Annotated in this window: 22 protein-coding genes and 1 rRNA gene; 20 read left to right on the plus strand and 3 right to left on the minus strand. The window is 64.6% G+C overall.

Annotated elements, in window-relative coordinates; translation table 11 throughout:
- The first annotated feature begins 27 nt into the window (after positions 1-27).
- From infC to CH305_RS20875, 17 genes are all read left to right on the plus strand, one after another.
- Entirely contained in the window at positions 28-768 is a 741-nt protein-coding gene (gene infC / locus CH305_RS20795) for a translation initiation factor IF-3 (RefSeq protein ID WP_052058412.1), read from the plus strand.
- A 116-nt stretch (positions 769-884) separates the two neighbouring features.
- Positions 885-1,079 carry a 50S ribosomal protein L35 gene (rpmI, locus tag CH305_RS20800; protein WP_008715923.1) on the plus strand — a complete coding sequence of 65 codons (195 nt, stop codon included), beginning with the start codon at positions 885-887 and terminating at the stop codon, positions 1,077-1,079.
- Positions 1,080-1,165: 86 nt separating this feature from the next.
- Positions 1,166-1,555 carry a 50S ribosomal protein L20 gene (gene rplT / locus CH305_RS20805; RefSeq protein ID WP_032378959.1) on the plus strand — a complete coding sequence of 130 codons (390 nt, stop codon included), beginning with the start codon at positions 1,166-1,168 and terminating at the stop codon, positions 1,553-1,555.
- A gap of 38 nt (positions 1,556-1,593) precedes the next feature.
- Positions 1,594-2,400 carry an RNA methyltransferase gene (locus CH305_RS20810; protein WP_094704775.1) on the plus strand — a complete coding sequence of 269 codons (807 nt, stop codon included), beginning with the start codon at positions 1,594-1,596 and terminating at the stop codon, positions 2,398-2,400.
- Positions 2,401-2,473: 73 nt separating this feature from the next.
- Positions 2,474-3,541: a phenylalanine--tRNA ligase subunit alpha gene (gene pheS, locus CH305_RS20815; protein WP_094704776.1), complete on the plus strand. Its 1,068-nt coding sequence runs from the start codon at positions 2,474-2,476 to the stop codon at positions 3,539-3,541.
- A 55-nt stretch (positions 3,542-3,596) separates the two neighbouring features.
- On the plus strand, positions 3,597-6,083 hold the full coding sequence (gene pheT, locus CH305_RS20820) for a phenylalanine--tRNA ligase subunit beta (RefSeq protein ID WP_094704777.1): 2,487 nt from the start codon (positions 3,597-3,599) through the stop codon (positions 6,081-6,083).
- Between the two features lie 69 nt (positions 6,084-6,152).
- A complete protein-coding gene (locus CH305_RS20825; protein ID WP_094704778.1) occupies positions 6,153-6,704 on the plus strand; it encodes a hypothetical protein in 552 nt (183 codons plus the stop codon).
- Positions 6,705-6,756: 52 nt separating this feature from the next.
- A complete protein-coding gene (gene argC, locus CH305_RS20830) occupies positions 6,757-7,812 on the plus strand; it encodes an N-acetyl-gamma-glutamyl-phosphate reductase (protein WP_094704779.1) in 1,056 nt (351 codons plus the stop codon).
- Positions 7,809-9,047 (plus strand): bifunctional glutamate N-acetyltransferase/amino-acid acetyltransferase ArgJ, encoded by a 1,239-nt coding sequence (gene argJ / locus CH305_RS20835; RefSeq protein WP_094704780.1) that lies wholly within the window; start codon positions 7,809-7,811, stop codon positions 9,045-9,047. Before argC ends, argJ begins: the two co-directional genes overlap by 4 nt.
- A complete protein-coding gene (gene argB / locus CH305_RS20840; RefSeq protein WP_094704781.1) occupies positions 9,044-9,958 on the plus strand; it encodes an acetylglutamate kinase in 915 nt (304 codons plus the stop codon). Before argJ ends, argB begins: the two co-directional genes overlap by 4 nt.
- Positions 9,955-11,160, plus strand: a complete 1,206-nt coding sequence (locus CH305_RS20845; RefSeq protein ID WP_032378952.1) for an acetylornithine transaminase — start codon at positions 9,955-9,957, stop codon at positions 11,158-11,160. The genes argB and CH305_RS20845 overlap by 4 nt, the downstream gene beginning before the upstream one ends.
- The gene (argF, locus tag CH305_RS20850) at positions 11,157-12,092 is read left to right on the plus strand and encodes an ornithine carbamoyltransferase (protein ID WP_032378951.1); all 936 of its coding nucleotides are present in this window, start codon (positions 11,157-11,159) and stop codon (positions 12,090-12,092) included. Before CH305_RS20845 ends, argF begins: the two co-directional genes overlap by 4 nt.
- Entirely contained in the window at positions 12,089-12,604 is a 516-nt protein-coding gene (locus tag CH305_RS20855) for an arginine repressor (RefSeq protein ID WP_032378950.1), read from the plus strand. The genes argF and CH305_RS20855 overlap by 4 nt, the downstream gene beginning before the upstream one ends.
- A 51-nt stretch (positions 12,605-12,655) precedes the next feature.
- Positions 12,656-13,855, plus strand: coding sequence for an argininosuccinate synthase (locus tag CH305_RS20860; RefSeq protein ID WP_094704782.1), 1,200 nt, complete (start codon positions 12,656-12,658; stop codon positions 13,853-13,855).
- Positions 13,852-15,300 (plus strand): argininosuccinate lyase, encoded by a 1,449-nt coding sequence (argH, locus tag CH305_RS20865; protein ID WP_094704783.1) that lies wholly within the window; start codon positions 13,852-13,854, stop codon positions 15,298-15,300. Before CH305_RS20860 ends, argH begins: the two co-directional genes overlap by 4 nt.
- A gap of 109 nt (positions 15,301-15,409) precedes the next feature.
- Positions 15,410-18,427: an AMP-binding protein gene (locus CH305_RS20870; protein WP_037151172.1), complete on the plus strand. Its 3,018-nt coding sequence runs from the start codon at positions 15,410-15,412 to the stop codon at positions 18,425-18,427.
- A 106-nt stretch (positions 18,428-18,533) separates the two neighbouring features.
- Positions 18,534-18,740: a Trm112 family protein gene (locus CH305_RS20875; protein WP_032404027.1), complete on the plus strand. Its 207-nt coding sequence runs from the start codon at positions 18,534-18,536 to the stop codon at positions 18,738-18,740.
- A gap of 13 nt (positions 18,741-18,753) precedes the next feature.
- Here the strand turns inward: CH305_RS20875 and CH305_RS20880 are convergent, their stop codons facing one another.
- Positions 18,754-19,509, minus strand: coding sequence for an ABC transporter permease (locus tag CH305_RS20880; protein ID WP_037150724.1), 756 nt, complete (start codon positions 19,507-19,509; stop codon positions 18,754-18,756).
- A complete protein-coding gene (locus CH305_RS20885) occupies positions 19,506-20,237 on the minus strand; it encodes an ABC transporter ATP-binding protein (protein WP_094704784.1) in 732 nt (243 codons plus the stop codon). Before CH305_RS20885 ends, CH305_RS20880 begins: the two co-directional genes overlap by 4 nt.
- A gap of 72 nt (positions 20,238-20,309) precedes the next feature.
- Between CH305_RS20885 and CH305_RS20890 the strand changes: the two genes are divergently transcribed.
- Both CH305_RS20890 and tyrS read left to right on the plus strand, forming a co-directional pair.
- Positions 20,310-20,963, plus strand: coding sequence for a DNA-3-methyladenine glycosylase (locus CH305_RS20890; protein ID WP_052058411.1), 654 nt, complete (start codon positions 20,310-20,312; stop codon positions 20,961-20,963).
- 38 nt (positions 20,964-21,001) lie between these two features.
- The gene (gene tyrS / locus CH305_RS20895) at positions 21,002-22,276 is read left to right on the plus strand and encodes a tyrosine--tRNA ligase (RefSeq protein WP_094704806.1); all 1,275 of its coding nucleotides are present in this window, start codon (positions 21,002-21,004) and stop codon (positions 22,274-22,276) included.
- A 160-nt stretch (positions 22,277-22,436) separates the two neighbouring features.
- On the opposite strand, the gene CH305_RS20900 is transcribed toward tyrS, so the two are convergent.
- Positions 22,437-22,718, minus strand: coding sequence for a hypothetical protein (locus tag CH305_RS20900; protein WP_094704785.1), 282 nt, complete (start codon positions 22,716-22,718; stop codon positions 22,437-22,439).
- Between the two features lie 118 nt (positions 22,719-22,836).
- Between CH305_RS20900 and CH305_RS20905 the strand changes: the two genes are divergently transcribed.
- Positions 22,837-22,931: ribosomal RNA gene (locus tag CH305_RS20905) — 16S ribosomal RNA — on the plus strand; the annotation flags it as partial.

Here is a 22,931-nt window from a genome sequence, read left to right on the forward strand (position 1 = left end):
TGTGGCGGTTCGCGTCGCTGCCGGGAAATGTCGAGGATCGACGGCAACGGGCTGTGCCAGTGGCAGGCGGTCGGGTTACACACCACACCGCACTACCTAGGAGGCCCCATCAGCACTGAGACCCGCATCAACGATCGCATCCGAGTTCCCGAGGTCCGGCTTGTCGGACCGGGCGGTGAACAGGTGGGGATCGTGCGTGTTGAAGATGCACTCCGCTTGGCTCTCGAAGCCGACCTCGATCTTGTCGAGGTAGCTCCCGACGCACGTCCGCCGGTCTGCAAGATCATGGACTACGGGAAGTTCAAGTACGAGGCTGCGCAGAAGGCGCGCGAATCGCGCAAGAACCAGACGCTCACCGTCATCAAGGAGCAGAAGCTTCGCCCCAAGATCGACGCGCACGACTACGAGACCAAGAAGCGCAACGTCGTTCGCTTCCTCGAAGCCGGCTCGAAGGTCAAGGTCACCATCATGTTCCGCGGTCGCGAGCAGTCGCGACCCGAGCTCGGTTTCCGTCTGCTGCAGCGTTTGGGCGCGGACGTCGCGGAGCTCGGCTTCGTGGAGACCTCGGCCAAGCAGGACGGCCGCAACATGACGATGGTGTTGGCACCGCACAAGGGTGCCAAGACTCGCGTCAAGGCACAGGAGAGCGCAGCGGCACCGCCCGCGCAACGCGCACCGGCTCCCGCGCCGGAACAGCCCGCCGATGCAGCCCCGGCTGCCGAGGCACCGGCCGCAGCAGCTCCGGCTACTCCGGCGCAGACCAACTGAGCTTCGTGCTCTACCAGTAAGACAGCCCTACAACTGCTTCGGTGTACAGGTTTTCCGTTGCGCTGTACGGCTGTGCCATGCAACACCGAAGAGCTATTACAGAAGAAGAGGATTTCATGCCCAAGCAGAAGACCCACAGTGGTGCCAAGAAGCGATTCAAGGTGTCCGGCAGCGGCAAGATCCTGCGCCAGAAGGCCGGCCGTCGCCACCTGCTCGAGCACAAGCCCACCAAGGTGACTCGTCGCCTCGATGGTGTCGCCGTTGTCAAGAAGGCCGACGTGCCGCGGATCAAGCGCCTTCTCGGTATCTGATCCGGCCCGCCGCCGACTGATCTCGGTCGGCTTCATCCCTTACCATTCGGGGTTTTCACACACCCCCAGATCGACAGGATTCACCAGTGGCACGCGTAAAAAGGGCCGTCAACGCCCAGAAGAAGCGCCGTTCGATTCTCGAAGCGTCCAAGGGCTACCGCGGACAGCGCTCACGTCTGTACACCAAGGCCAAGGAGCAGCAGCTCCACTCGCTCACCTACGCGTACCGGGACCGCCGCGCGCGCAAGGGTGATTTCCGCAAGCTGTGGATCACGCGTATCAACGCTGCAGCACGGGCCAACGACATCACGTACAACCGCTTCGTCCAGGGCCTGAAGGCCGCGGGCGTCGAGGTCGATCGCAAGATCCTCGCCGAGCTCGCTGTGTCGGATGCCGCGGCTTTCGCAAGCCTGGTCGCCATCGCCAAGGCTGCACTGCCTGCCGATGTCAACGCTCCTGCCGGAGAAGCAGCCTGAGCGAGTCGCCGTACGACGATTCAACTCCGAAACGACCCGTGGATTCGCTGACCGAGCGAACACCGCGGGTCGTTTCGGCCGTCAAGCTCGCGCGTGCCGCGGAACGCAAGAAGACCGGGCAATTCCTCGCCGAGGGGTTCAATGCGGTCTCCGAGGCCGCAAAGTCCGGGCTGGTCCGCGAGCTGTTCTTCACCTCGGATGCCTTCGAGCGTCACCACGCCTTGATTTTGTCCATCGAGGCCGGCGGCGCACGAGTCTTTCCGATCACCGACCGAGCCGCGAAAGCGCTGTCCGACACCGTCACCCCGCAGGGGCTCGTTGCGGTCACCGGACTGGTCGACGTCTCGCTCGGTCGTGCGTTGGCCGATGGTCCGCGTCTGATAGCGGTACCGGTAGAGGTCGCCGAGCCGGGCAATGCAGGGACGGTCATCCGCGTCGCAGACGCCGCCGGAGCGGATTCGGTTGTCTTGCTGGGTGATTCGGTGGATCCTCACAACGGCAAATGCGTCCGCGCCTCAGCGGGCAGTGTGTTCCATCTCCCGATCGCTCGGGAACGTTCGATCGAATCCGGAATCGAGGCGTTACGCAGCGCGGGTCTGTCGATCGTGGCGACGGCCGCCGACGGTGAGGTCGACTTGGACGACGCCGACGAACTGCTCGGCCGGCCGACCGCGTGGTTGTTCGGCAACGAGGCGCACGGGCTGCCCGAGTCGGTGGCTCGCGACGCCGATCACCGCATCCGGATCCCGATCCACGGTCGCGCCGAGAGCCTCAATTTGGCAACTGCCGCAGCGATCTGCCTGTACGCGAGCGCCCGGGCCCAGCGACGCTCCGAGACCTCGTGAGCACCTCTCGCCTAGGATCGATACCTGTCTGCCTCGTGCAGACACCGACTATTACTCGAGGAGTGCAGCTGTCGTGGCGAAGAAAGATGTCGGACCCGAGCCGGTAGATCCGAGCGTGCTGGAGGAATCTGCGCTCGGATCCGCAGTGGACTCGGCGGAGCAGGCGTTCGCCGACGCAACGAATCTCGATGCCTTGACCAAGGTCAAGATCGACCACGTGGGCGGCAAGGCTCCGTTGGCGCTGGCGCAGCGCGCACTCGGAGGGATACCGGGCGAGCAGAAGGCCGACGCGGGCAAACGCGTCAAGGCAGCGCGCGACCGGGTGCAGAAGGCCTTCGACGAGCGACGTGCCATTCTTTCGGCCGAGCGGGACGCGGCAATCCTGGTGGCTGAAACCATCGACGTGACGCTGCCGACCGGCCGGGCTCCGGTCGGTGCTCGGCATCCCATCACGATCATCGCCGAACAAGTTGCGGACGTGTTCGTCGGAATGGGCTGGGAGGTCGAAGAAGGTCCCGAGGTCGAGACCGAACACTTCAATTTCGACGCGCTCAACTTCCTGCCCGACCACCCGGCGCGCACGATGCAGGACACGTTCCACATTGCGCCCGAGGGATCGCGGCAGGTGTTGCGCACTCATACCTCGCCGGTGCAGGTGCGGTCGATGCTCTCCCGTGAACTTCCGATCTACGTGGTCTGCCCGGGGCGGACATTCCGCACGGACGAACTCGACACGACGCATACTCCGGTCTTCCATCAGGTCGAGGGTCTCGCCATCGACAAGGGTCTGACCATGGCGCACCTGCGCGGAACGCTGGATGCGTTCGCAAAAGCGCTGTTCGGCAACGACACCCGCACTCGGATGCGACCGAACTACTTCCCGTTCACCGAGCCGTCGGCCGAGGTCGATGTGTGGTTCCCCAAGAAGAAGGGCGGGGCCGGTTGGGTCGAGTGGGGTGGCTGCGGGATGGTCAACCCGAAGGTGTTGCAGGCCAGCGGCATCGACCCCGAGGTCTACACCGGATTCGCATTCGGAATGGGCCTCGAACGCACGCTTCAGTTCCGCAACGACATCCCGGACATGCGCGACATCGTCGAAGGCGACATCAGATTCACGATGCCCTTCGGTGTTCGGGCCTGACGCCGCTTCACACCCGCCCCACTTCTTCTCGGATACAAGAAAGAGCTGAGCACACGTGCGAGTCCCACAATCCTGGCTGACCGAGGTCCTGCACGCGGGGACTCCCGACTGGGCTGTCTCGCCCGAGGAGCTCGACGCCGGTTTCGTGCGGGTCGGTTTCGAGGTCGAAGAACTTGAATCGCTGGACAACGTGACCGGACCACTGGTGGTGGGCCGGGTGAGCTCGATCGAGGAACTGACCGAGTTCAAGAAGCCGATTCGATTCTGCCTGGTGGACGTCGGGGCCGACGAGCCACAGGAAATCGTCTGTGGTGCGCGAAATTTTGCCCAAGGCGACCTGATCGTCGCCGCTCTGCCGGGCAGCGTTCTACCCGGCGGATTCGCCATCGCATCGCGCAAGACGTACGGCCGCAATTCCAACGGCATGATCTGCTCGACGCTCGAGCTCGGACTCGGCCGAGACCACTCCGGCATTCTGGTGCTGCCTGCAGACACGGCCGCACCGGGTGACGACGCCAAAGAAGTTCTGGGGTTGAAGGACTCGGTCATCGAGCTGAACGTGACCCCGGATCGCGGTTACGCCTTCTCTGTCCGCGGACTGGCCCGTGAGCTGGCGTGCAGCTTCGACTTGCCCTATGTGGACCCGGCGCGGACGACGCCCACCGAGGTCACCGGTGAGGCATGGTCGGTCACCGTCGAATCGAACTCGGGCGCATCACGATTCGCGTTGCGCAAGATCGTCGGCATCGATCCCGCGGCGACCACTCCGTGGTGGATGCAGCGTCGCCTGCTTCTGGCCGGCGTGCGCCCGATCTCGGTTGCTGTCGATGTCACCAACTATGTGCTCCACGAGCTCGGCCAGCCGCTGCACGCGTTCGATGCGGCCAAGCTGAACGGCGATCTCGTCGTCCGCCGCGCGAACGCGGGGGAGAAGCTGACGACACTGGACGGAGTCGAGCGGTCACTCGATCGTGAGGACGTCGTCATCGCCGACGGGTCGGGAGCCATCTCGTTGGCGGGCGTCATGGGCGGGGAGTCCACCGAAGTGGACGACGCGACCACCGAGGTCGTACTCGAAGCAGCGTCGTTCGATCCGCTCGCGGTGTTCCGAACCGGTCGCCGTCACAAGTTGTCCAGCGAGGCGAGCAAGCGTTTCGAGCGGACCGTGGACTCTGCTCTTCCGGTCGCCGCGCTCGATCGTGCGGCACAGTTGCTGGTCGAGATCGCAGGTGGCCGGATCGAGCCGGTGTTGACCGACATCGGCGAGGCCGCCGAGTACCCGGCAGTCACGATGGACTTCGATCTTCCCGACCGAATCGCCGGCGTGCAGTACCCCAACGGAACCGCTGCCCGACGGTTGACGCAGATCGGCTGCAGAGTCGACGTGTCGGTCGACGATGCCGGGCACGGTCAACTGACCGTGACGCCGCCGTCGTGGCGACCGGACCTGGTGCAACGTGCCGACCTGGTGGAAGAGGTGCTGCGTCTCGAGGGCCTCGAGAAGATCCCGTCGGTCCTGCCGTCGGCCCCCGGCGGTCGCGGCCTCACCGCCGAGCAGAAGCGCAGACGAGCGGTCGGCAAGGCGCTCGCGTTCTCCGGCTACGTCGAGGTACTTCCTCCGGTGTTCCTGCCCAAGGGCGTCTTCGACACCTGGGGTCTGGACGAGGACGATCCACGGCGTGCCACCACCTCGGTGCTCAATCCGCTCGAGGCCGATCGCCCCGAGCTCGCGACCACCGTGTTGCCGGGACTGCTCGAGATGCTGAGCCGAAACATCGCCCGCGGTCAGCGTGACGTGTCGCTGTTCGGAATCGCCCAGGTGGTGCTTCGGCACGATGCCACTGCTGCGGTGGACGCGCTGCCGGTGGATCGTCGTCCCACCGACGACCAGATCGCCATGCTTCGAGGGTCGTTGCCGGCGCAGCCGGTGCATGTGGGCGTGGTGCTCACCGGTCAGCGTGAGCTGTCGGGTCCATGGGGCCCGGGCCGCGCCGCCGATGCAGCCGACGCCTTCGCTGCGGTACGCACAGTGGCCGAGGCGGCCGGCGTTCACGTCGATCTTCGTGCCGCCCAACATCTTCCGTGGCATCCCGGTCGGTGTGCCGAGGTACTGCTCGACGGCGAGGTCGTGGGATATGCAGGCGAACTGCACCCGGCGGTCCTCGAGCGGGCAGGCTTGCCGCCGCGTACCTGTGCCGTAGAGCTGAGCCTGAGCGCTCTGCCTGTTGTCGAATCGCTCCCGGCCCCCGAGGTGTCGCCGTATCCGGCGGTGCTACAGGACGTTGCCGTAGTGGTCGATGCCTCCGTGCCTGCGGCGTCCGTCGAGGCGGCGCTCACGATCGGCGGCGGCGATCTGCTCGAATCGATCCGGTTGTTCGACGTCTACGAGGGCGAACAAGTCGGCGAAGGTCGCAAGTCTCTGGCCTTCGCACTGCGGTTCCGTGGAACCGACGGAACGTTGACCGAGGATCAGGCCACTGCTGCGCGCGATGCTGCAGTGGACGCGGCAGCCAAAGCCGTCGGAGCCGAGCTGCGTAGCTGATCTGTCGGCGGCCGAACCGTCGGTTCCGTAGCGTGGAGTCACGAACGCCCACGGTGACGGGAGCAACGAATGAGTGAATCCGGAGCAGACGGCACGGCGTCCGATCTGCAGGTTGTGCACGACGTCCTTGCGGCGGTGGCCGGTCGGCAGCGGCTGGCCCCGTTGGCGGCTGCGGCGACCGCATTGGCCGCGGAGTTGGGCACCGTCGAGCCCGAACCCACTGGACCCGATCGTGGTACGCCACCGGGAACGGTGCCCGATGTCGATGTTCCGCAGGTCACCAGGCCTCGGATCGATCAGCCGCTCGGAGATCCGCCGCCGGGGGCTCCACTGGGCGGCACGGTGCCGGGCATCATCGATGCGGAATTGGTCGATGATGTGCCCGTCGGCGCAGGCGGTGGATATACAGGCGACGCGGTCGGCGGCTTCACCGAATCCGGGGTGCCCACCTGGGACGGTGTCCGCGACAAAGTGGACCATCGCTCGGGAACGGCTGTCGGGGCGGAGGAGTTGGACCGGGAGTCCCGTGCCGGTCGGGATCTGGACAAGCAGTGGAACGATCGTCAGGAAGCCGGCCGCAAGAAGCTCGACGAGATCCGTAAGTCCATGGGCGGAAGCTGACACACCGGACCCGTTCATGAATGAGCTTGCATGATGCTGCATAATAAACCGCATGACTATTTCGGAGGCCGCGCCGAGACGCGTTGCGGTAGCGGGCGCAAGTGGGTATGCCGGCGGTGAGATTCTTCGGCTTCTGCTCGGGCACCCAGCGGTGCGCGACGGTTCGCTGGTCATCGGTTCGCTGACGGCCGGCGGCAATGCCGGGTCCACGCTCGGAGAGTTCCATCCGCATCTGTTGCCGCTGGCCGACCGAGTTCTCGGTCCGACCACCGTCGACGAGCTGGCAGGCCACGATGTCGTGTTCCTCGGGCTCCCGCACGGCAAGTCCGCCGAGCTTGCACTTGCGCTGCCAGAGTCGGTGGTGATCATCGACTGCGGTGCCGACTTCCGCCTCACCGACGGTGCGGCCTGGGAGAAGTACTACAAGAGTCCGCATGCAGGCAGCTGGCCGTACGGGTTGCCGGAGCTGCCGGGCCTCCGCGAGCGGTTGGTCGGTGCGACCCGCATCGCGGTTCCCGGGTGCTATCCGACGGTGTCGTCTCTCGCGCTCGCGCCTGCCGTCGCCGCCGGCATCATCGAGCCGCGGGTCAACATCGTTGCCGTGAGCGGTACATCGGGTGCCGGTCGAGCTCCCAAGGCCGACCTCTTGGGCTCGGAGGTGATGGGCTCGGTTCGGGCGTACGCAGTGGCGGGTGCCCACCGACACACGCCGGAGATCGTGCAGAATCTGTCGGCCGTTGCCGGGAGCGCGGTTGCGGTGTCGTTCACGCCGGTTCTCGCGCCCATGCCCCGCGGAATTCTGGCCACCTGTACCGCGATCACCACTGCCACTGCCGAGCAGGCGGTCGAGGTATACGAAGAGGCTTACGCTGCAGAACCCTTCGTGCACGTTCTTCCCGCCGGCCGCCTTCCTCAGACCGGTTCGGTGATCGGGTCGAACGCCGTACAGATGAGCGTGTCGGTCGATGCCGACGCAGGCCTGCTCGTCGTCATTGCGGCCATCGACAACTTGGCCAAGGGAACGGCGGGAGCCGCCGTTCAATCCATGAATCTTGCACTGGGAATCACCGAGACCGATGGTCTCTCTACTGTAGGAGTGGCGCCATGAGCAGCGTTCGGAGTGAGGCGGAGACCGTCGGTACGGTCGCGGGGAAGCTGGTCCGCACTCAAGGTGTCACCGCTCCCGCCGGGTTCCGCGCGGCCGGAATTCCCGCCGGTATCAAGGTGAGTGGCAGGTCGGATCTGGCCCTGGTGTTCAACGAAGGACCCGACTTCGCGGCGGCGGGTGTGTTCACCCGCAACAAGGTCAAGGCCGCTCCGGTGCTGTGGTCCCAGCAGGTGCTCTCCACCGGGCAGTTGCGTGCGGTGATTCTGAACTCCGGTGGTGCCAACGCCTGCACGGGTGCGCCGGGGTTCCAGGATGCGCATCGTACGGCCGAGGAAGTTGCGTCCGCACTGAGCAACTGGGGTTCGGAGACCGGGGCCATCGAGGTTGCCGTGTGCTCGACGGGTCTGATCGGTGATCGGCTGCCGATGGACAAGCTGCTGCCCGGTGTGACCGAGGTGGTGCACGAACTCGCAGGCGGCATTTCGGGTGGTACCGATGCGGCGTACGCGATCATGACCACCGACACCGTGCCGAAGCAGGCGGCGATTCATCACGCCGACAAGTGGAACGTCGGCGGTATGGCCAAGGGTGCCGGCATGCTGGCACCCTCGCTGGCCACGATGCTCAGTGTCATCACCACCGATGCGGTCGCCACCGCGGAACAGCTCGACAGGGCCCTGCGTGCGGCCACCCGGCTGTCCTACGATCGGCTCGATGTCGACGGCGCGTCCTCGACCAACGACACGGTGCTCCTGCTGTCGTCCGGGGCCAGTGGAGTGGCACCGTCTCAGGAAGACCTCGACGCCGCGGTCCTTGCGGTGTGCGACGACTTGGCCGATCAGATGATGGCCGACGCGGAGGGCGTGACCAAGCGAGTGAAGATCACCGTGTCGGGTGCGATGTCGGAGGACGAGGCCCTGATCGGCGCACGGACCGTTGCCAGGGACAGCTTGACCAAGACGGCACTGTTCGGTTCGGACCCGAACTGGGGACGGGTGCTCGCTGCCATCGGTATCGCGCCGATCGAACTCGATCCCGACCGAATTGCTGTGTCGTTCAACGGCAATCCCGTGTGCATCGACGGCGTCGGCGCGCCGGGTGCTCGTGAGGTCGACCTGTCCGGTGTCGATATCGCCGTGACCATAGACCTCGGTCTCGGTGCCGGTTCGGCCACCATCCGAACCACCGACCTGTCGCACGCGTACGTCGAAGAGAATTCGGCGTATTCGTCATGACCTCGGCAGCCCTGCAGTTGACGGCCGCGCAGAAGGCGTTCACCCTCGCCGAGGCTTTGCCCTGGTTGCAACGATTCTCGGGTAAGACCGTCGTGGTGAAGTACGGCGGAAACGCCATGATCGACGACGATCTCAAACGGGCGTTCGCCGCCGACATGGTGTTCCTGCGTACCGTCGGGATCCATCCCGTCGTCGTACACGGTGGTGGACCGCAGATTTCGGCGATGCTCACCCGGCTCGGGTTGGCGGGAGAGTTCCGCGGCGGATTCCGCGTCACCACCCCCGAGGTCATGGACGTCGTGCGCATGGTGCTGTTCGGGCAGGTCGGCCGGGAACTCGTCGGCTTGATCAACAGTCACGGGCCGTATGCGGTCGGCATCTCCGGCGAGGACGCGCACCTGTTCACCGCGACCCGGCGAACCGTGCTCGTCGACGGACACCAGACCGACATCGGTCTGGTAGGCGACGTCACCTCTGTGGATCCGAAGGCGATCTTCGATCTCATTGCGGCCGGACGTATTCCGGTGGTGTCCACCATCGCTCCCGACCGCGACGGCGTCGTGCACAACATCAACGCCGACACCGCCGCCGCCGCACTGGCGAGTGCGATCGGTGCCGAAAAACTGGTCGTGCTCACCGACGTCGAGGGTCTGTACACCGCGTGGCCCGATCGCACCTCGCTGACGTCCGAGATCGATGCGTCCGCGCTCGATGCGTTGCTGCCCACGCTCGACGCCGGAATGGTGCCGAAGATGGAAGCGTGCCTGCGCGCCGTTCGAGCAGGCGTGCCGACTGCACATGTCATCGACGGGCGCGTCGAACATTCGGTTCTGGTGGAACTGTTCACCGGCCAGGGGATCGGCACCATGGTCACCCCCGATCACTCTTCTACGTCAGGAGTCACGCCATGACCGGCACGGAGTCCACGCTCGATCTTCAACAGCGGTGGTCGAATTCGCTGATGGACAACTACGGTGTGCCGCGTGTGGCGCTCGTGCGCGGTGACGGTGCAGTAGTGACCGATGCCGACGGCAAGCAGTACCTCGACCTTCTCGCCGGTATTGCCGTGAACATCCTGGGCCACGCCCATCCGGCGGTGATCGAGGCGGTCAACACGCAGCTGTCCACTCTGGGACACACCTCGAATCTGTATGCCACAGAGCCCGGTATCGCGTTGGCAGAGCAATTGCTCGCGCACCTCGGTGCCGGGGCCACCGGGCGAGTGTTCCTGTGCAACTCGGGAACCGAGGCCAACGAGGCAGCGTTCAAGATCGCTCGCCTGACCGGTCGTCCCAACATCGTGGCAGCCGAGAAGTCCTTCCACGGGCGGACGATGGGAGCTCTTGCACTCACCGGACAACCCGACAAGCGCACTCCGTTCGAGCCGATGCCCGCGGGCGTGCAGCACGTGCCGTACGGCGATGTGGCCGCGCTCGAGGCCGTCGTCGATTCCGACACCGCCGCAGTGTTTCTCGAACCGATCATGGGTGAGGGGGGTGTGGTGGTTCCGCCCGAGGGATACCTCCTTGCTGCGCGTGAGATCACCGCGAAACACGGCGCGTTGCTCGTTCTCGACGAGGTGCAGACCGGAATCGGTCGAACGGGGTGGTTCTACGCACATCAGTCGGTCGGCATCGTGCCCGACGTGATCACACTCGCTAAGGGCCTGGGCGGTGGCCTTCCCATCGGTGCGTGCATCGGTATCGGAGCCGCGGGGGAACTGCTGCATCCGGGTAAGCACGGCACCACGTTCGGTGGTAATCCCGTGTGTGCCGCTGCCGCGCTTGCGGTGTTGCGCACCATCGCCGACGAGGATCTCCTCTCTCACGCCGACAGCATCGGCAAGACCATCGCTCACTCCATCGAGGCCCTCGAACATCCTCTCGTCAGCCATGTCCGGGGATCGGGGCTCCTCCTGGGAGTCGTGCTCACCGCTGCGATCGCACCGGCGGCCGAGGCGGCCGCGCGAGATGCAGGCTTTCTTCTCAATGCGGCGCAGCCCGATGTGCTGAGACTCGCACCACCACTGATCATCACCGAAGAGCAAGCCGCGTCGTTCGTGACGGCACTACCGGCAATTCTCGACGCAGCACAGGAGGCTCATCAGCCATGACCGTTCAGCACTTTCTCCGAGACGACGACGTCACCCCACAGCAGCAGGCCGAGATCCTCGCTCTGGCCGCCGAACTCAAGCGTGCGCCGTTCTCGAAGCGCCCGCTCGAGGGGCCGAAGGGTATCGGCGTCATCTTCGAGAAGAACTCCACCCGGACTCGCTTCTCCTTCGAACTGGGCATCGCGCAACTGGGCGGGCATGCCGTCGTGGTCACCGGAAGCGATACGCAACTCGGTCGCGAAGAGACGCTGCAGGACACCGGCCGGGTGCTCTCGCGCTACGTCGAGGCCGTCGTGTGGCGCACCTTCGGGCAGAAGCGGCTCGAGCAGATGGCCACCGGCGCAACGATTCCCATCGTCAACGCCCTGTCGAACGAATTCCACCCGTGCCAGGTACTCGCCGATCTGCAGACCCTGATCGAGCACAAAGGGAACCTGAAGGGGCGCACGTTGGCATATTTCGGTGACGGTGCCAACAACATGGCGCACTCGCTGCTCATCGGCGGAGTGACGGCAGGGTTGAACGTCAGGATCGCCGCGCCCAAGGATTTCGCGCCGCTCGGATACGTTCTCGACGCCGCCCGTGCGCGCGCCGAGGAAACCGGGGCCACCATCACCGTCACCGAGGATCCGGCCGAGGCCGCAGCCGGTGCCGACGCGCTGGTCACCGACACCTGGACCTCGATGGGTCAGGAGAACGACGGTCTCGATCGTGTCGCCCCTTTCCGGCCGTATCGAATCGACTCCGATCTCCTGTCCAAAGCCCAGTCCGACGCTGTTGTGCTGCACTGCCTCCCAGCACATCGCGGCGAGGAGATCACCGACGAGGTGCTCGACGGTCCACAGAGCGTCGTGTGGGACGAGGCGGAGAACCGTCTGCACGCGCAGAAGGCACTGCTGGTCTGGCTCCTCGACAAGGCTCAGCGACCATGAGCGAGGACGTCAGTGCGGTGCCGTTGACCGCGTCGACCCGGGCGGGCAGGCAGGCGCGAATCATTGCGCTGCTGGCCACGCATCAGGTACGCAGTCAACCGCAGCTGGCGTCGTTGCTCGCAGCCGAGGGGATCGACACCACTCAGGCCACGCTCTCGCGGGATCTCGAGGAATTGGGTGCGGTGAAACTGCGCGCCCCGGACGGTGGAGTGGGCGTGTACGTCGTGCCCGAGGACGGCAGCCCGGTCCGCGGGGTGTCCGGTGGCACCGACCGCCTCCTGAAGTTGCTGGGGGAGTTGTTGGTGTCCACCGATCACAGCGGGAACCAGGCCGTGCTCCGAACACCGCCAGGCGCAGCGCATTACTTGGCCAGCGCTCTGGATCGTGCAGCAATGCCCGAGATCGTCGGGACCATTGCAGGAGACGACACGATTCTGTTGATAGCCCGCGAGCCACACACCGGTGGCCAGGTCGCGGACAAGATCGAAAAGCTTGCTCGACGCGGTAACTGAGATCCGGTTACCCATCATGCGCAACCAGAACAACGAAGGAGCTTGAATACCATGGCCGAACGCGTCATCCTCGCCTATTCCGGCGGACTCGACACCTCTGTCGCCATCAGCTGGATCGGGCGGGAGACCGGCAAGGAGGTCGTCGCTGTCGCCATCGATCTCGGGCAGGGCGGCGAGGACATGGACGTCGTGCGTCAGCGTGCACTCGATTGCGGCGCAGTCGAATCCGTCGTTGTCGATGCCCGGGACGAGTTCGCGGACGAGTACTGCCTGCCGACGGTGCAGTCCAATGCTCTGTACATGGATCGCTACCCGCTGGTGTCGGCCATCAGCCGTCCGTTGATCGTCAAGCACCTCGTCGAGAACGCGCGGGCTCACGGCGGAACCGTTGTTGCACATGGGTGCACAGGCAAGGGCAACGATCAGGTCAGGTTCGAGGTCGGCTTCAACACGCTCGCCCCCGAGCTCGAGGTGCTGGCACCCGTCCGCGACTACGCATGGACCCGCGAGAAGGCCATCAAGTTCGCCGAAGAGAACGGCATCCCGATCAACGTGACCACCAAGTCGCCGTTCTCGATCGACCAGAACGTCTGGGGACGCGCAGTCGAAACCGGTTTCCTCGAGGACCTGTGGAACGCGCCGACCAAGGACGTCTACGACTACACCGAGGATCCGACGGTCAACTTCCAGGCTCCGGACGAGCTCATCGTCTCGTTCGACAAGGGTCGTCCCGTCGCGATCGACGGTCGTCCGGTCTCGGTACTCGAAGCGATTCAGGAGCTCAACACTCGGGCGGGCGCGCAGGGTGTCGGGCGTTTGGACGTCGTCGAGGATCGGCTCGTGGGCATCAAGAGTCGTGAGATCTACGAGGCCCCGGGCGCCATGGTGCTCATCCGCGCGCACGAGGAGCTCGAGCACGTGACCCTCGAGCGCGAACTGGGCCGCTACAAGCGCCACACCGACCAGAAGTGGGCCGAGCTGGTGTACGACGGGCTGTGGTATTCCCCGCTCAAGGGTGCTCTCGACACGTTCGTCCAACACACGCAGGAGCATGTGTCCGGCGACATCCGTCTGGTGCTGCACGCTGGAGGCATCATCGTCAACGGCCGTCGTAGTGGCGAGTCGCTGTACGACTTCAATCTCGCTACCTACGACGAGGGCGACACGTTCGACCAGTCCGCGGCCAAGGGATTCGTGCAGCTGCACGGCCTGTCCTCGAAGATCGCAGCGAAGCGGGACCTGGGCCTGTGACAACCTCGGACAGCGCACACGGAACCAACGAAGGTTCGCTCTGGGGCGGCAGGTTCGCATCCGGACCGGCCGCAGCGATGGCGGCTCTGAGCAAGTCGACGCACTTCGACTGGGTACTCGCGCCCTACGACATCCGAGCATCGATGGCCCATGCCCGCGTGCTGAACGGTGCCGGACTGCTCACCCCGCAGGACCTCGAGACCATGCTCGACGGTTTACAACGCCTCGCCGACGACGTCGACTCGGGTGCATTCGCGGCAGCCGAGACCGACGAGGACGTGCACGGCGCCCTCGAACGCGGTCTCATCGATCGCGTCGGACCCGAGGTCGGTGGACGCCTGCGTGCGGGCCGATCGCGCAACGACCAGGTGGCGACGCTGTTCCGAATGTGGCTCCGCGACGCGGTCCGCCGGGTCTCGGTCGGAGTTCTCGACGTGGTCGACGCCCTGGCGACTCAGGCTGCGTCGCATCCGACGGCCGTCATGCCGGGCAAGACTCATTCGCAGGCAGCGCAGCCGGTGCTGCTCGCGCATCATCTGCTCGCGCACACTCATCCGCTGTTGCGGGACATCCAGCGCTTCGAGGACTTCGACAAGCGAGCGGCGGTGTCGCCCTACGGTTCCGGTGCGCTCGCCGGTTCGTCGCTCGGGCTGAGTCCGGAGAAGATCGCGGCCGAGCTCGGGTTCGAGTCGTCCGCCGAGAACTCGATCGACGCCACGTCCTCGCGCGATTTCGCTGCGGAGGCCGCGTTCGTACTGGCGATGACGGCCGTGGATCTGTCTCGGTTCGCCGAGGAGGTCATCTCGTGGAGTACGCCCGAATACGGATACGTGACACTGGCCGACGCTTGGTCGACGGGCAGTTCCATCATGCCGCAGAAGAAGAATCCGGACGTCGCGGAGCTGACTCGCGGCAAGACCGGCCGCCTGATCGGCAATCTGACCGGTCTGTTGGCCACGCTCAAGGCTCAACCGTTGGCCTACAACCGCGATCTTCAGGAAGACAAGGAGCCGGTGTTCGATTCGGTGGCGCAGCTGGAGTTGTTGCTCCCGGCGCTCACCGGATTGACCGCGACGCTCGAGTTCCACACCGAACGCATGGCCGAGCTGGCACCAGCCGGTTTCACACTCGCCACCGATATCGCAGAGTGGATGGTGCGACAGGGGATTGCCTTCCGCGTTGCCCACGAGGCAGCCGGAGCGTGCGTCCGGGCGGCGGAAGCGCGGGGCGTGGGGCTGGTCGATCTGACCGATGACGAGCTGGCCGCCATCGATCCGGCGCTCACTCCGGATGTTCGCGAGGTGCTCACCGTAGAGGGTTCCATTTCGTCGCGTGATGCCCGCGGCGGCACAGCCGCGGTCCAGGTGGCGCATCAGCTCGGTGGTGTGCGGGCGACAGCCTCGACGCTTCGTGCGTGGGCCGAGGAACCGGTGTTGCAACACTAGGTGAGCAAGGGACATCCACGCCGGTTCCGTCGAATGTGATGTGAGAAGCTTTCGTCACGTGAAGACCGATGCCGGTCGTTCCGTCGGGGCCGAACGCAGGAGTGTAGTTGTGGGACTGAATGCAGACGCCGTACGTGGTCCACTGCGCCGTGCCATCGCCACGGCCCAGAACGGTCTCGAGGTCATTCGTCTCGGTGGTCTCGAAACCGAGGTGGACCCGTCGCCGTTCCGGGTGATGGATCGGGAGCCGATGTATCGGTTGCGCCGGTACTTCCCCGACGACGTGCCTGCGGATAGTCCTCCTGTGGTGCTCATTCCGCCGATGATGGTGTCCGCCGACGTCTACGACGTCACGACCGATCAGGGTGCGGCCGGCATTCTGCACGGCATGGGCCTGGATCCATGGGTGGTCGATTTCGGTTCACCCGATACCGAAGAGGGCGGGTGGAGCCGTACTCTCGCCGATCATGTCGTGGCGATCAGCGAGGTCGTCGACAAGGTGCACGAGCACACCGGCCGAGACGTTCACCTCGGTGGCTACTCGCAGGGCGGAATGTTCTGCTACCAGGCTGCTGCCTATCGGGGTGGACGAAACCTGGCCAGCCTCATCACGTTCGGGGCTCCCGTCGACACGTTGGCCGGGTTGCCGCTGGGAATCCCGGCCGGCGTGGCCACCCGGGGCGCAGAGTTTCTCGCCGATCATGTCTTCACCCGGCTGGCCGTCTCGGGCTGGATGGCGCGGACGGGATTTCAACTCCTCGATCCGGCGAAAACCGTTCGGTCCCGCCTGGATTTCCTGCGACAGTTGCACGACCGTGAGGCATTGTTGCCGCGCGAGCCGCAGCGACGCTTTCTGGCGATGGATGGGTGGGTGGCATGGTCCGGCCCGGCCGTGGCGGAGCTGCTGAAGCAGTTCGTCGTGCACAACCGCATGATGACCGGCGGGTTCGTCATCAAGGACAGATTGTTGACTCTGGCCGAACTGACGGTGCCGGTGCTGGCCTTCGTCGGTGAGGTCGACGACATCGGTCAACCCTTGGCCGTACGCGGCATCCAGCGAGCGGCTCCGCGCGCACAGGTCTTCGAAACTACCTTGCGCGCAGGCCATTTCGGCCTCGTGGTCGGCAGTACGGCAGCTGCACAGACGTGGCCGACGACGGGCAACTGGATTCGGTGGCGTGAGGATCTCGGACCGAAGCCCGAGGCTGTCCGCGTGATGGAGCGCGAGGACCACAGCGATTCCGACAGCGGTGTGTCGATCACCAATCGACTGATCCACACGGCAGCCTCCATTGCCGAGGTCGGTGTCGGCGTCGGCCGGGGGCTGGCATCGGCAGCGACCGGCGCTGTACGAGGTACCCGTGAAATTTCGTCCGAGGCCGTGCGTACGCTGCCGCGGCTCGCGCGGCTCGGACAGATGCAGCCGCACAGTCGAGTCTCGTTGGGCCGCTTGATCGCCGAGCAGGGACGTAAATCGCCGAACGGCGAGTGCTTCCTGTTCGACGACCGCGTGCACACCTACGACGCGGTCAACGTCCGCATCGACAACGTCGTTCGCGGTCTGATCAGTGTCGGGGTGCGTCCTGCGTCGCGCATCGGAGTGCTGATGGAGACGCGCCCCAGTGCGTTGGCCGCCATGGCTGCGTTGTCGAGGATCGGGGCAGTGCCGGTTCTGCTGCAGCCGGGCAGCGACCTGACTGCAGCACTGCGGACGGTCGATGTCGACACCGTGATCGCAGATCCCGAGAACGTAGCGGCGGCAGTCCCGGTGACGCCGAATGTTCTGGTACTGGGTGGCGGTGAGACGCGTCGACTCGAGATACCGAACGGATACGAGGTGACCGATCTCGAGGCCATCGATCCCGATGCTGTGCGTTTGCCGCAGTGGTACGAGCCCGATCCGGGCCGCGCTCGTGAATTGGCCATGGTCCTGTTCACGACGACCGATCGTGGTCTCGAGCCCCGGTACATCACCAATCACCGCTGGGCACTCTCGGCCTTCGGCACCGCTACCACGGCCGCGCTCGGCCCTGGCGATACCGTGTATTGCCTTGCCCCGCTGCATCATTCGGCGGGAATTCTGGTCACGATCGGTGGCGCGCTCGCGGGTGGCTCGCGGATTGCGCTCTCCCGTGGTCTCGACCCCGAGCGGTTCAGTGAAGAGGTCTACCGCTACGGCGTGACCGTGGTCAGTTACACGTGGACGATGATGCGGCAGATCCTCGACGACGGTCGTTTCCCGGTGGATTCCGGCCATCCGGTCCGCCTGTTCATCGGCTCCGGCATGCCGGTCGGATTGTGGCGCCGCACACTGGCACGATTCAGCCCTGCTCGGGTGCTCGAGTTCTACGCATCGACCGAGAACGACGTCATTCTGGCCAACGTGGCTGGATCGAAGATCGGCTCGAAAGGCCGCCCCCTGCCCGGCAGTGCCCGGGTTGCCCTTGCGGCCTACGACCCGATCACCGGCCGACTCGAAGAGGACGACGACGGATTCGTCCGGCAGTGCCGCGACGACGAGATCGGGCTGCTCTTGGGTCGACCGAGCGGCGAGGGCGAAGCGACCAGCCATGTGATGCGCGGTGTCTTCGAGCCCACGGACGCATGGATTCCCACCGAGAATCTCTTCCGACGCGATTCCGACGGAGACTACTGGCTGATCGACCGCAAGGACACCGTCGTACGTTCGGCGTGCGGCCCGGTCTACACCCAGCCCATCGTCGATGCTGTCGGCGATCTCGACCAGGTGGATTCGGCTGTGGTCTACGGCGTACACGTCGCCGTCGATCGTCCACGGTCGGTTCGTGTCGATGCGGCTGCCACCGAGGTTGCTGTCTGCGCCATTTCTCTGCAACCCGAAGCAGTGATCACCGCTCGTGCATTGACGGATACGCTCGGTGCGCTGCTCCCGGCCGAGCGTCCGGCAATTGTGCACGTAGTGTCCGAAATCCCGGTGGGTCGCGCGTATCGGCCCAATGCGACGGCGCTGAAGGAAGCGGGCATCCCGACGCCCAGTGCCCGGTCGTGGTTCTACGACTCGGAGTCCAACAGTTACCGCCGTTTGACCAAAGCTGTTGTTGCCGAGCGTTTTGTTGGTGGGGGCGAGTCCACCGAAAAGTCCTCCTAGGAGGAACGACTCGAAAATGAGGAGTGGAGCCTGCCGGTGACGGCTCGTTCGGTAGCGTGGTCGAGTACATCACTCCGACTCGGTCGGAGCAGAACGAAGGACACTTGTGGCAATCGATTCGACACTGCTTTCCATTCTCGCGTGCCCGGTGGACAAGGGCTCGCTGTTGCTGGTCGAGGGCGAACTGCTCTACAACCCGCGACTGCGTCGCGCATATCCGATAGAGAACGGCATCCCGGTCCTGCTCGCCGACGATGCGCGTGATGTCGACGACGCCGAGCACGAGTCGATTCTGTCCCGCGCCACCTCCTAGACCGCCTGGTTGCTCACGGGGTTCGTCGACGTAGTGTCGCGGCCGCCCCGGTCAGAGCGGCAACGGTGAATGCCACGACCACAGCGATATCGGTCCCCGTGCGCCCGGTGACGCCTGGGTGACGGGATATCTCTTGCAGGGCGTCCACCAGGTAGCTCAGCGGCAGAACGTTGCTGATGGCGCTCAACCAGCTCGGCATCTGACCGCGAGGTACCAGGAGTCCACAAAGGAACAGCTGGGGGATCACGACGACCGGCATGAACTGAACGGCTTGAAACTCGGTGCGAGCGAATGCGCTGCACAGCAAGCCGATCGCGACGCCGAGCATTGCTGCAAGCCCTGCGATCACCAGAACCCAGGCAACGGAGCCCTCGATGTCGAGCCCGAGAAATCCGAACGCGACAGCGCACGCGAGCAGGGCTTGTCCCACCGCGGCGAGCGAGAACGCGGAGCCGTAACTCGCCAGCAGGTCCAGCTTGGACATCGGAGTCGTCAGCAGGCGTTCGAGCGTTCCCGAGGTTCGTTCGCGCTGCATCGAGATCGACGTGATCAGAAACATGACGACGAACGGCAGGATGCCGAGCATCGTGATTGCGATCCTGTCGAACAGCGACTGCTGGTTCGGCGGTGAGGGAACGTCGCGGTACAGGAAGTACAGCAACACCATCAGCAGAGATGGCACGAGCAGAACCATGGCAACCGATCTGTGGTCGGCTCTGAGCTGGCGAAGAATTCGCCCCGTGCCCGCTGCGTAGATCCTCGCGTTCACGATTGCTGCTCCGCCGATCTGATGATCGAGAGGAATGCACGATCGAGATTCGTTTCGTTCGTCTGCTCGAGCAACGCGTCAGGGCTCGATTGAGCCAGCATTGAGCCGTCACGCATCAGCACGAGCCGGCTGCAGTGCTCCGCCTCCTCCATCACGTGGCTCGATACCAACACCGTCGTACCTGCGTTCGCGAGATCGGCGAAACGCGACCACAGCTCCGAACGAAGCACCGGATCCAATCCGACGGTCGGCTCGTCGAGTACCAGCAGTTCTGGTTCTGCGACCAGCGCACTGGCCAACGAGACCCGTCCCAACTGTCCACCGGAGAGTTCGCCTGCACGCGACGCCGCGTGATCGGCGAGTCCCACTGCCTCGATCGCGGAAGCCACCTCTGCGCGGCTGCGACCGTACAGCGACCCGAAGTACTGCACGTTCTCACGAACGGTGAGGTCGCGGTAGACACTCGGTGCCTGGGTCACGTACCCGACTGTGCGACGCAACGACGCGGAGCCGGCCGGTGATCCGAGAACCGTCACGGTTCCGCTTGCCACGATCTGAGTGCCGACGATTGCGCGAATCAACGTCGTCTTTCCGCAGCCCGAAGGACCGAGAAGTCCGGTGATGGCACCGCGAGGGATTGTCAGCGATAGATTGCGCAGCACTGTTCGCTTGCCTCGGCGAACCGTCAGCCCTGTCACCTCGACAGCATGCTCCCCGGTGAACGCCATGTGGGCCTCCAGACTTCATCGGATGGTGAAGTCATAGCCCTGTCGGCGCGTCGTGGTCAAGGGCGCAGCATCATGGGATGGGTGAACGTCGCTGACTTGGAAAGCGGAGACCCGGACGACGCAGCCCGACGCATTCTCGGGGGAACCGTCCACGCAGGTGAAGTGTCCTTGCGCATCGTGGAAGTCGAGGCATACGGCGGTCCACTCGACGGTCCGTGGCCCGACCCGGCGGCGCATTCCTTCCGTGGTTCGACACCTCGCAACGAGGTGATGTTCGGTCCGGCGGGGCGGCTGTACGTCTACCTGAGCTACGGCATGCACTTGTGCATGAACGTCAGCTGCGGTCCTGACGGGACGGCCGCCGCCGTGTTACTCCGGGCGGGTGAAGTGGTGGCCGGTCATGACATCGTCGAGGGCAGGCGCGCCGGCCGCAGTCCACGATCTGCACGGGTGGAGGCCGGGTGGGGCCGCGGGCCGGGCAATCTCGGTCGAGCCTTGGGCGTCTCGCTGGCGGACAACGGAACGAAACTGTTCGACGCCTCGTCCGCCTTCACCCTCCAGCTACTCCCGCACCCGCTGCGGGAGCAGGCTGTCGCGTCCGGCCCACGCGTCGGGGTGAGTCTGGCAGCTGACCGACCGTGGCGCTTCTGGATTCGTGGATCTTCGGCGGTATCGAGCTACAAACGCAGTCCCCGCGCCGCGGTGCCCGGTGGCCTGGAGGCCTGACCGACGGGTCGATGCGTGCATGCGGGAAGATCGACGTCGTGAGTGAGAACATCATCGACGAAATGACCTGGCGCGGACTGATCGCGCAGTCCACCGATGTGGACGCGCTGAGGGAGGCGACGTCCGAGGGTCCGATCACGCTGTATTCCGGTTTCGATCCGACCGGTCCGTCGCTGCACGCAGGGCACTTGGTGCCGTTGCTCGCTCTCAAGCGGTTTCAGCGGGCCGGACATCGGCCGATCATTCTCGCCGGCGGAGCGACGGGACTGATCGGTGACCCTCGCGACGTGGGGGAGCGGACCATGAATTCTCCCGAGGTCGTCACCGAGTGGGCAACGCGAATTCGAGGTCAGCTCGAGCGTTTCGTCGACTTGGACGACAGCCCCACGGGTGCGGTGGTGGTGAACAATCTGTCGTGGACGGGCGAGCTGTCCGCCATCGATTTTCTACGCGATATCGGCAAGCATTTCTCGATCAACGTGATGCTCGCACGCGAGACGGTCAAGAACAGGCTCGAGAGCGACGGAATGTCGTACACCGAGTTCAGCTACATGCTGTTGCAGGCCAACGACTACGTACAGCTTCGCCGTGAGTACGGCTGCAGTCTTCAGATCGGTGGCTCCGATCAGTGGGGCAACATCATTGCCGGTGTGGAACTGAACAGACGCCAGGATGCCGAGTCGGTCCACGCAATGACCGTTCCCCTGGTCACGTCTGCCGATGGAAAGAAGTTCGGCAAATCCACCGGTGGCGGCAGCCTGTGGCTCGACCCGGAGATGACGAGCCCGTACGCCTGGTACCAGTACTTCGTCAATACCGGTGACGCGGACGTCGTGAAGTACCTGCGTTGGTTCACCTTCCTGTCGAAGGAGGAGTTGGCCGAACTCGAAGTCGCCACTTCGGAGCGTCCGCACGCGCGCGAGGCTCAAAAACGTCTCGCCGCAGAAATGACCACCCTCGTACACGGGGAAGAGTCGACTCGATCGGTCGAGCTCGCCAGTCAGGCACTTTTCGGACGTGCAGAACTGGCAGAACTCGACGAGAAGACTCTCGCCGCCGCGTTGCAGGAAGCATCTGTGGCCGACATCGAGGTCGGTGCTCCGAACACCATCGTGGATCTGCTTGTAGCCACGGGACTGAGCGAAAGCAAAGGCGCGGCCCGGCGTGCGGTCAAGGAGGGCGGCGCATCGGTCAACAACGTCAAGATTTCCGACGAGGACTGGACGCCCACTGCGGACGATCTACTGCACGGACGGTGGCTGGTGGTTAGACGCGGAAAGCGGAACTTCGCAGGCGCGCGGGTCTCGAGCTAGCTTCGCGCGTTGTCAGTGGCCGGAGTCACATCCATGTAATTTGGTTACGACGCCCGTCAGGTGGGTAGTTGAACAGTTGCGACCAGGCTGTTCACACGATTCGCGTGTGAACGACCTGGGGATTTGACGCGTTGTTATCCGGGGCGTAACTTTGTCCAGGTCAGAGCGACACGGACGCCAGCCCAGACCGCAAGGCCTGAGCGAAGCTGAGTTCGCTTTCGACAACATGGAGGGTGGAGCCGCAAGGTTCGACTTCCTTGGATGAGAAGCCAGTTTGACTGTGCTCGATCATCTGATCTAAGCTGGAACGGTTGCCCCGGACATCTACGAGCATCTGCTCGTTGCTGAATGGTGTGTGCGTGTTCTTTGAGAACTCAACAGTGTGTCGATGAATGTCAGTGCCGAATTTTTGTTTGGTGAAAGCATTCGAGGTATCAGCCATCCGCTTGTGGTGGTTGTTGTCGGGTGTTGTTTGAAAATGCTAGTTGAGTTTATTTGCTAGTGATTTGACTCTTTATGTTTATGACTGATTTGCAGTTTCGACTGTTGATCGAGAGTCTTTTACGGAGAGTTTGATCCTGGCTCAGGACGAACGCTGGCGGCGTGCTTAACACATGCAAGTCGAGCGGTAAGGCCTTTCGGGGTACACGAGCGG

Source organism: Rhodococcus sp. 15-649-2-2 (assembly GCF_002258645.1).
Classification (GTDB): domain Bacteria; phylum Actinomycetota; class Actinomycetes; order Mycobacteriales; family Mycobacteriaceae; genus Rhodococcoides.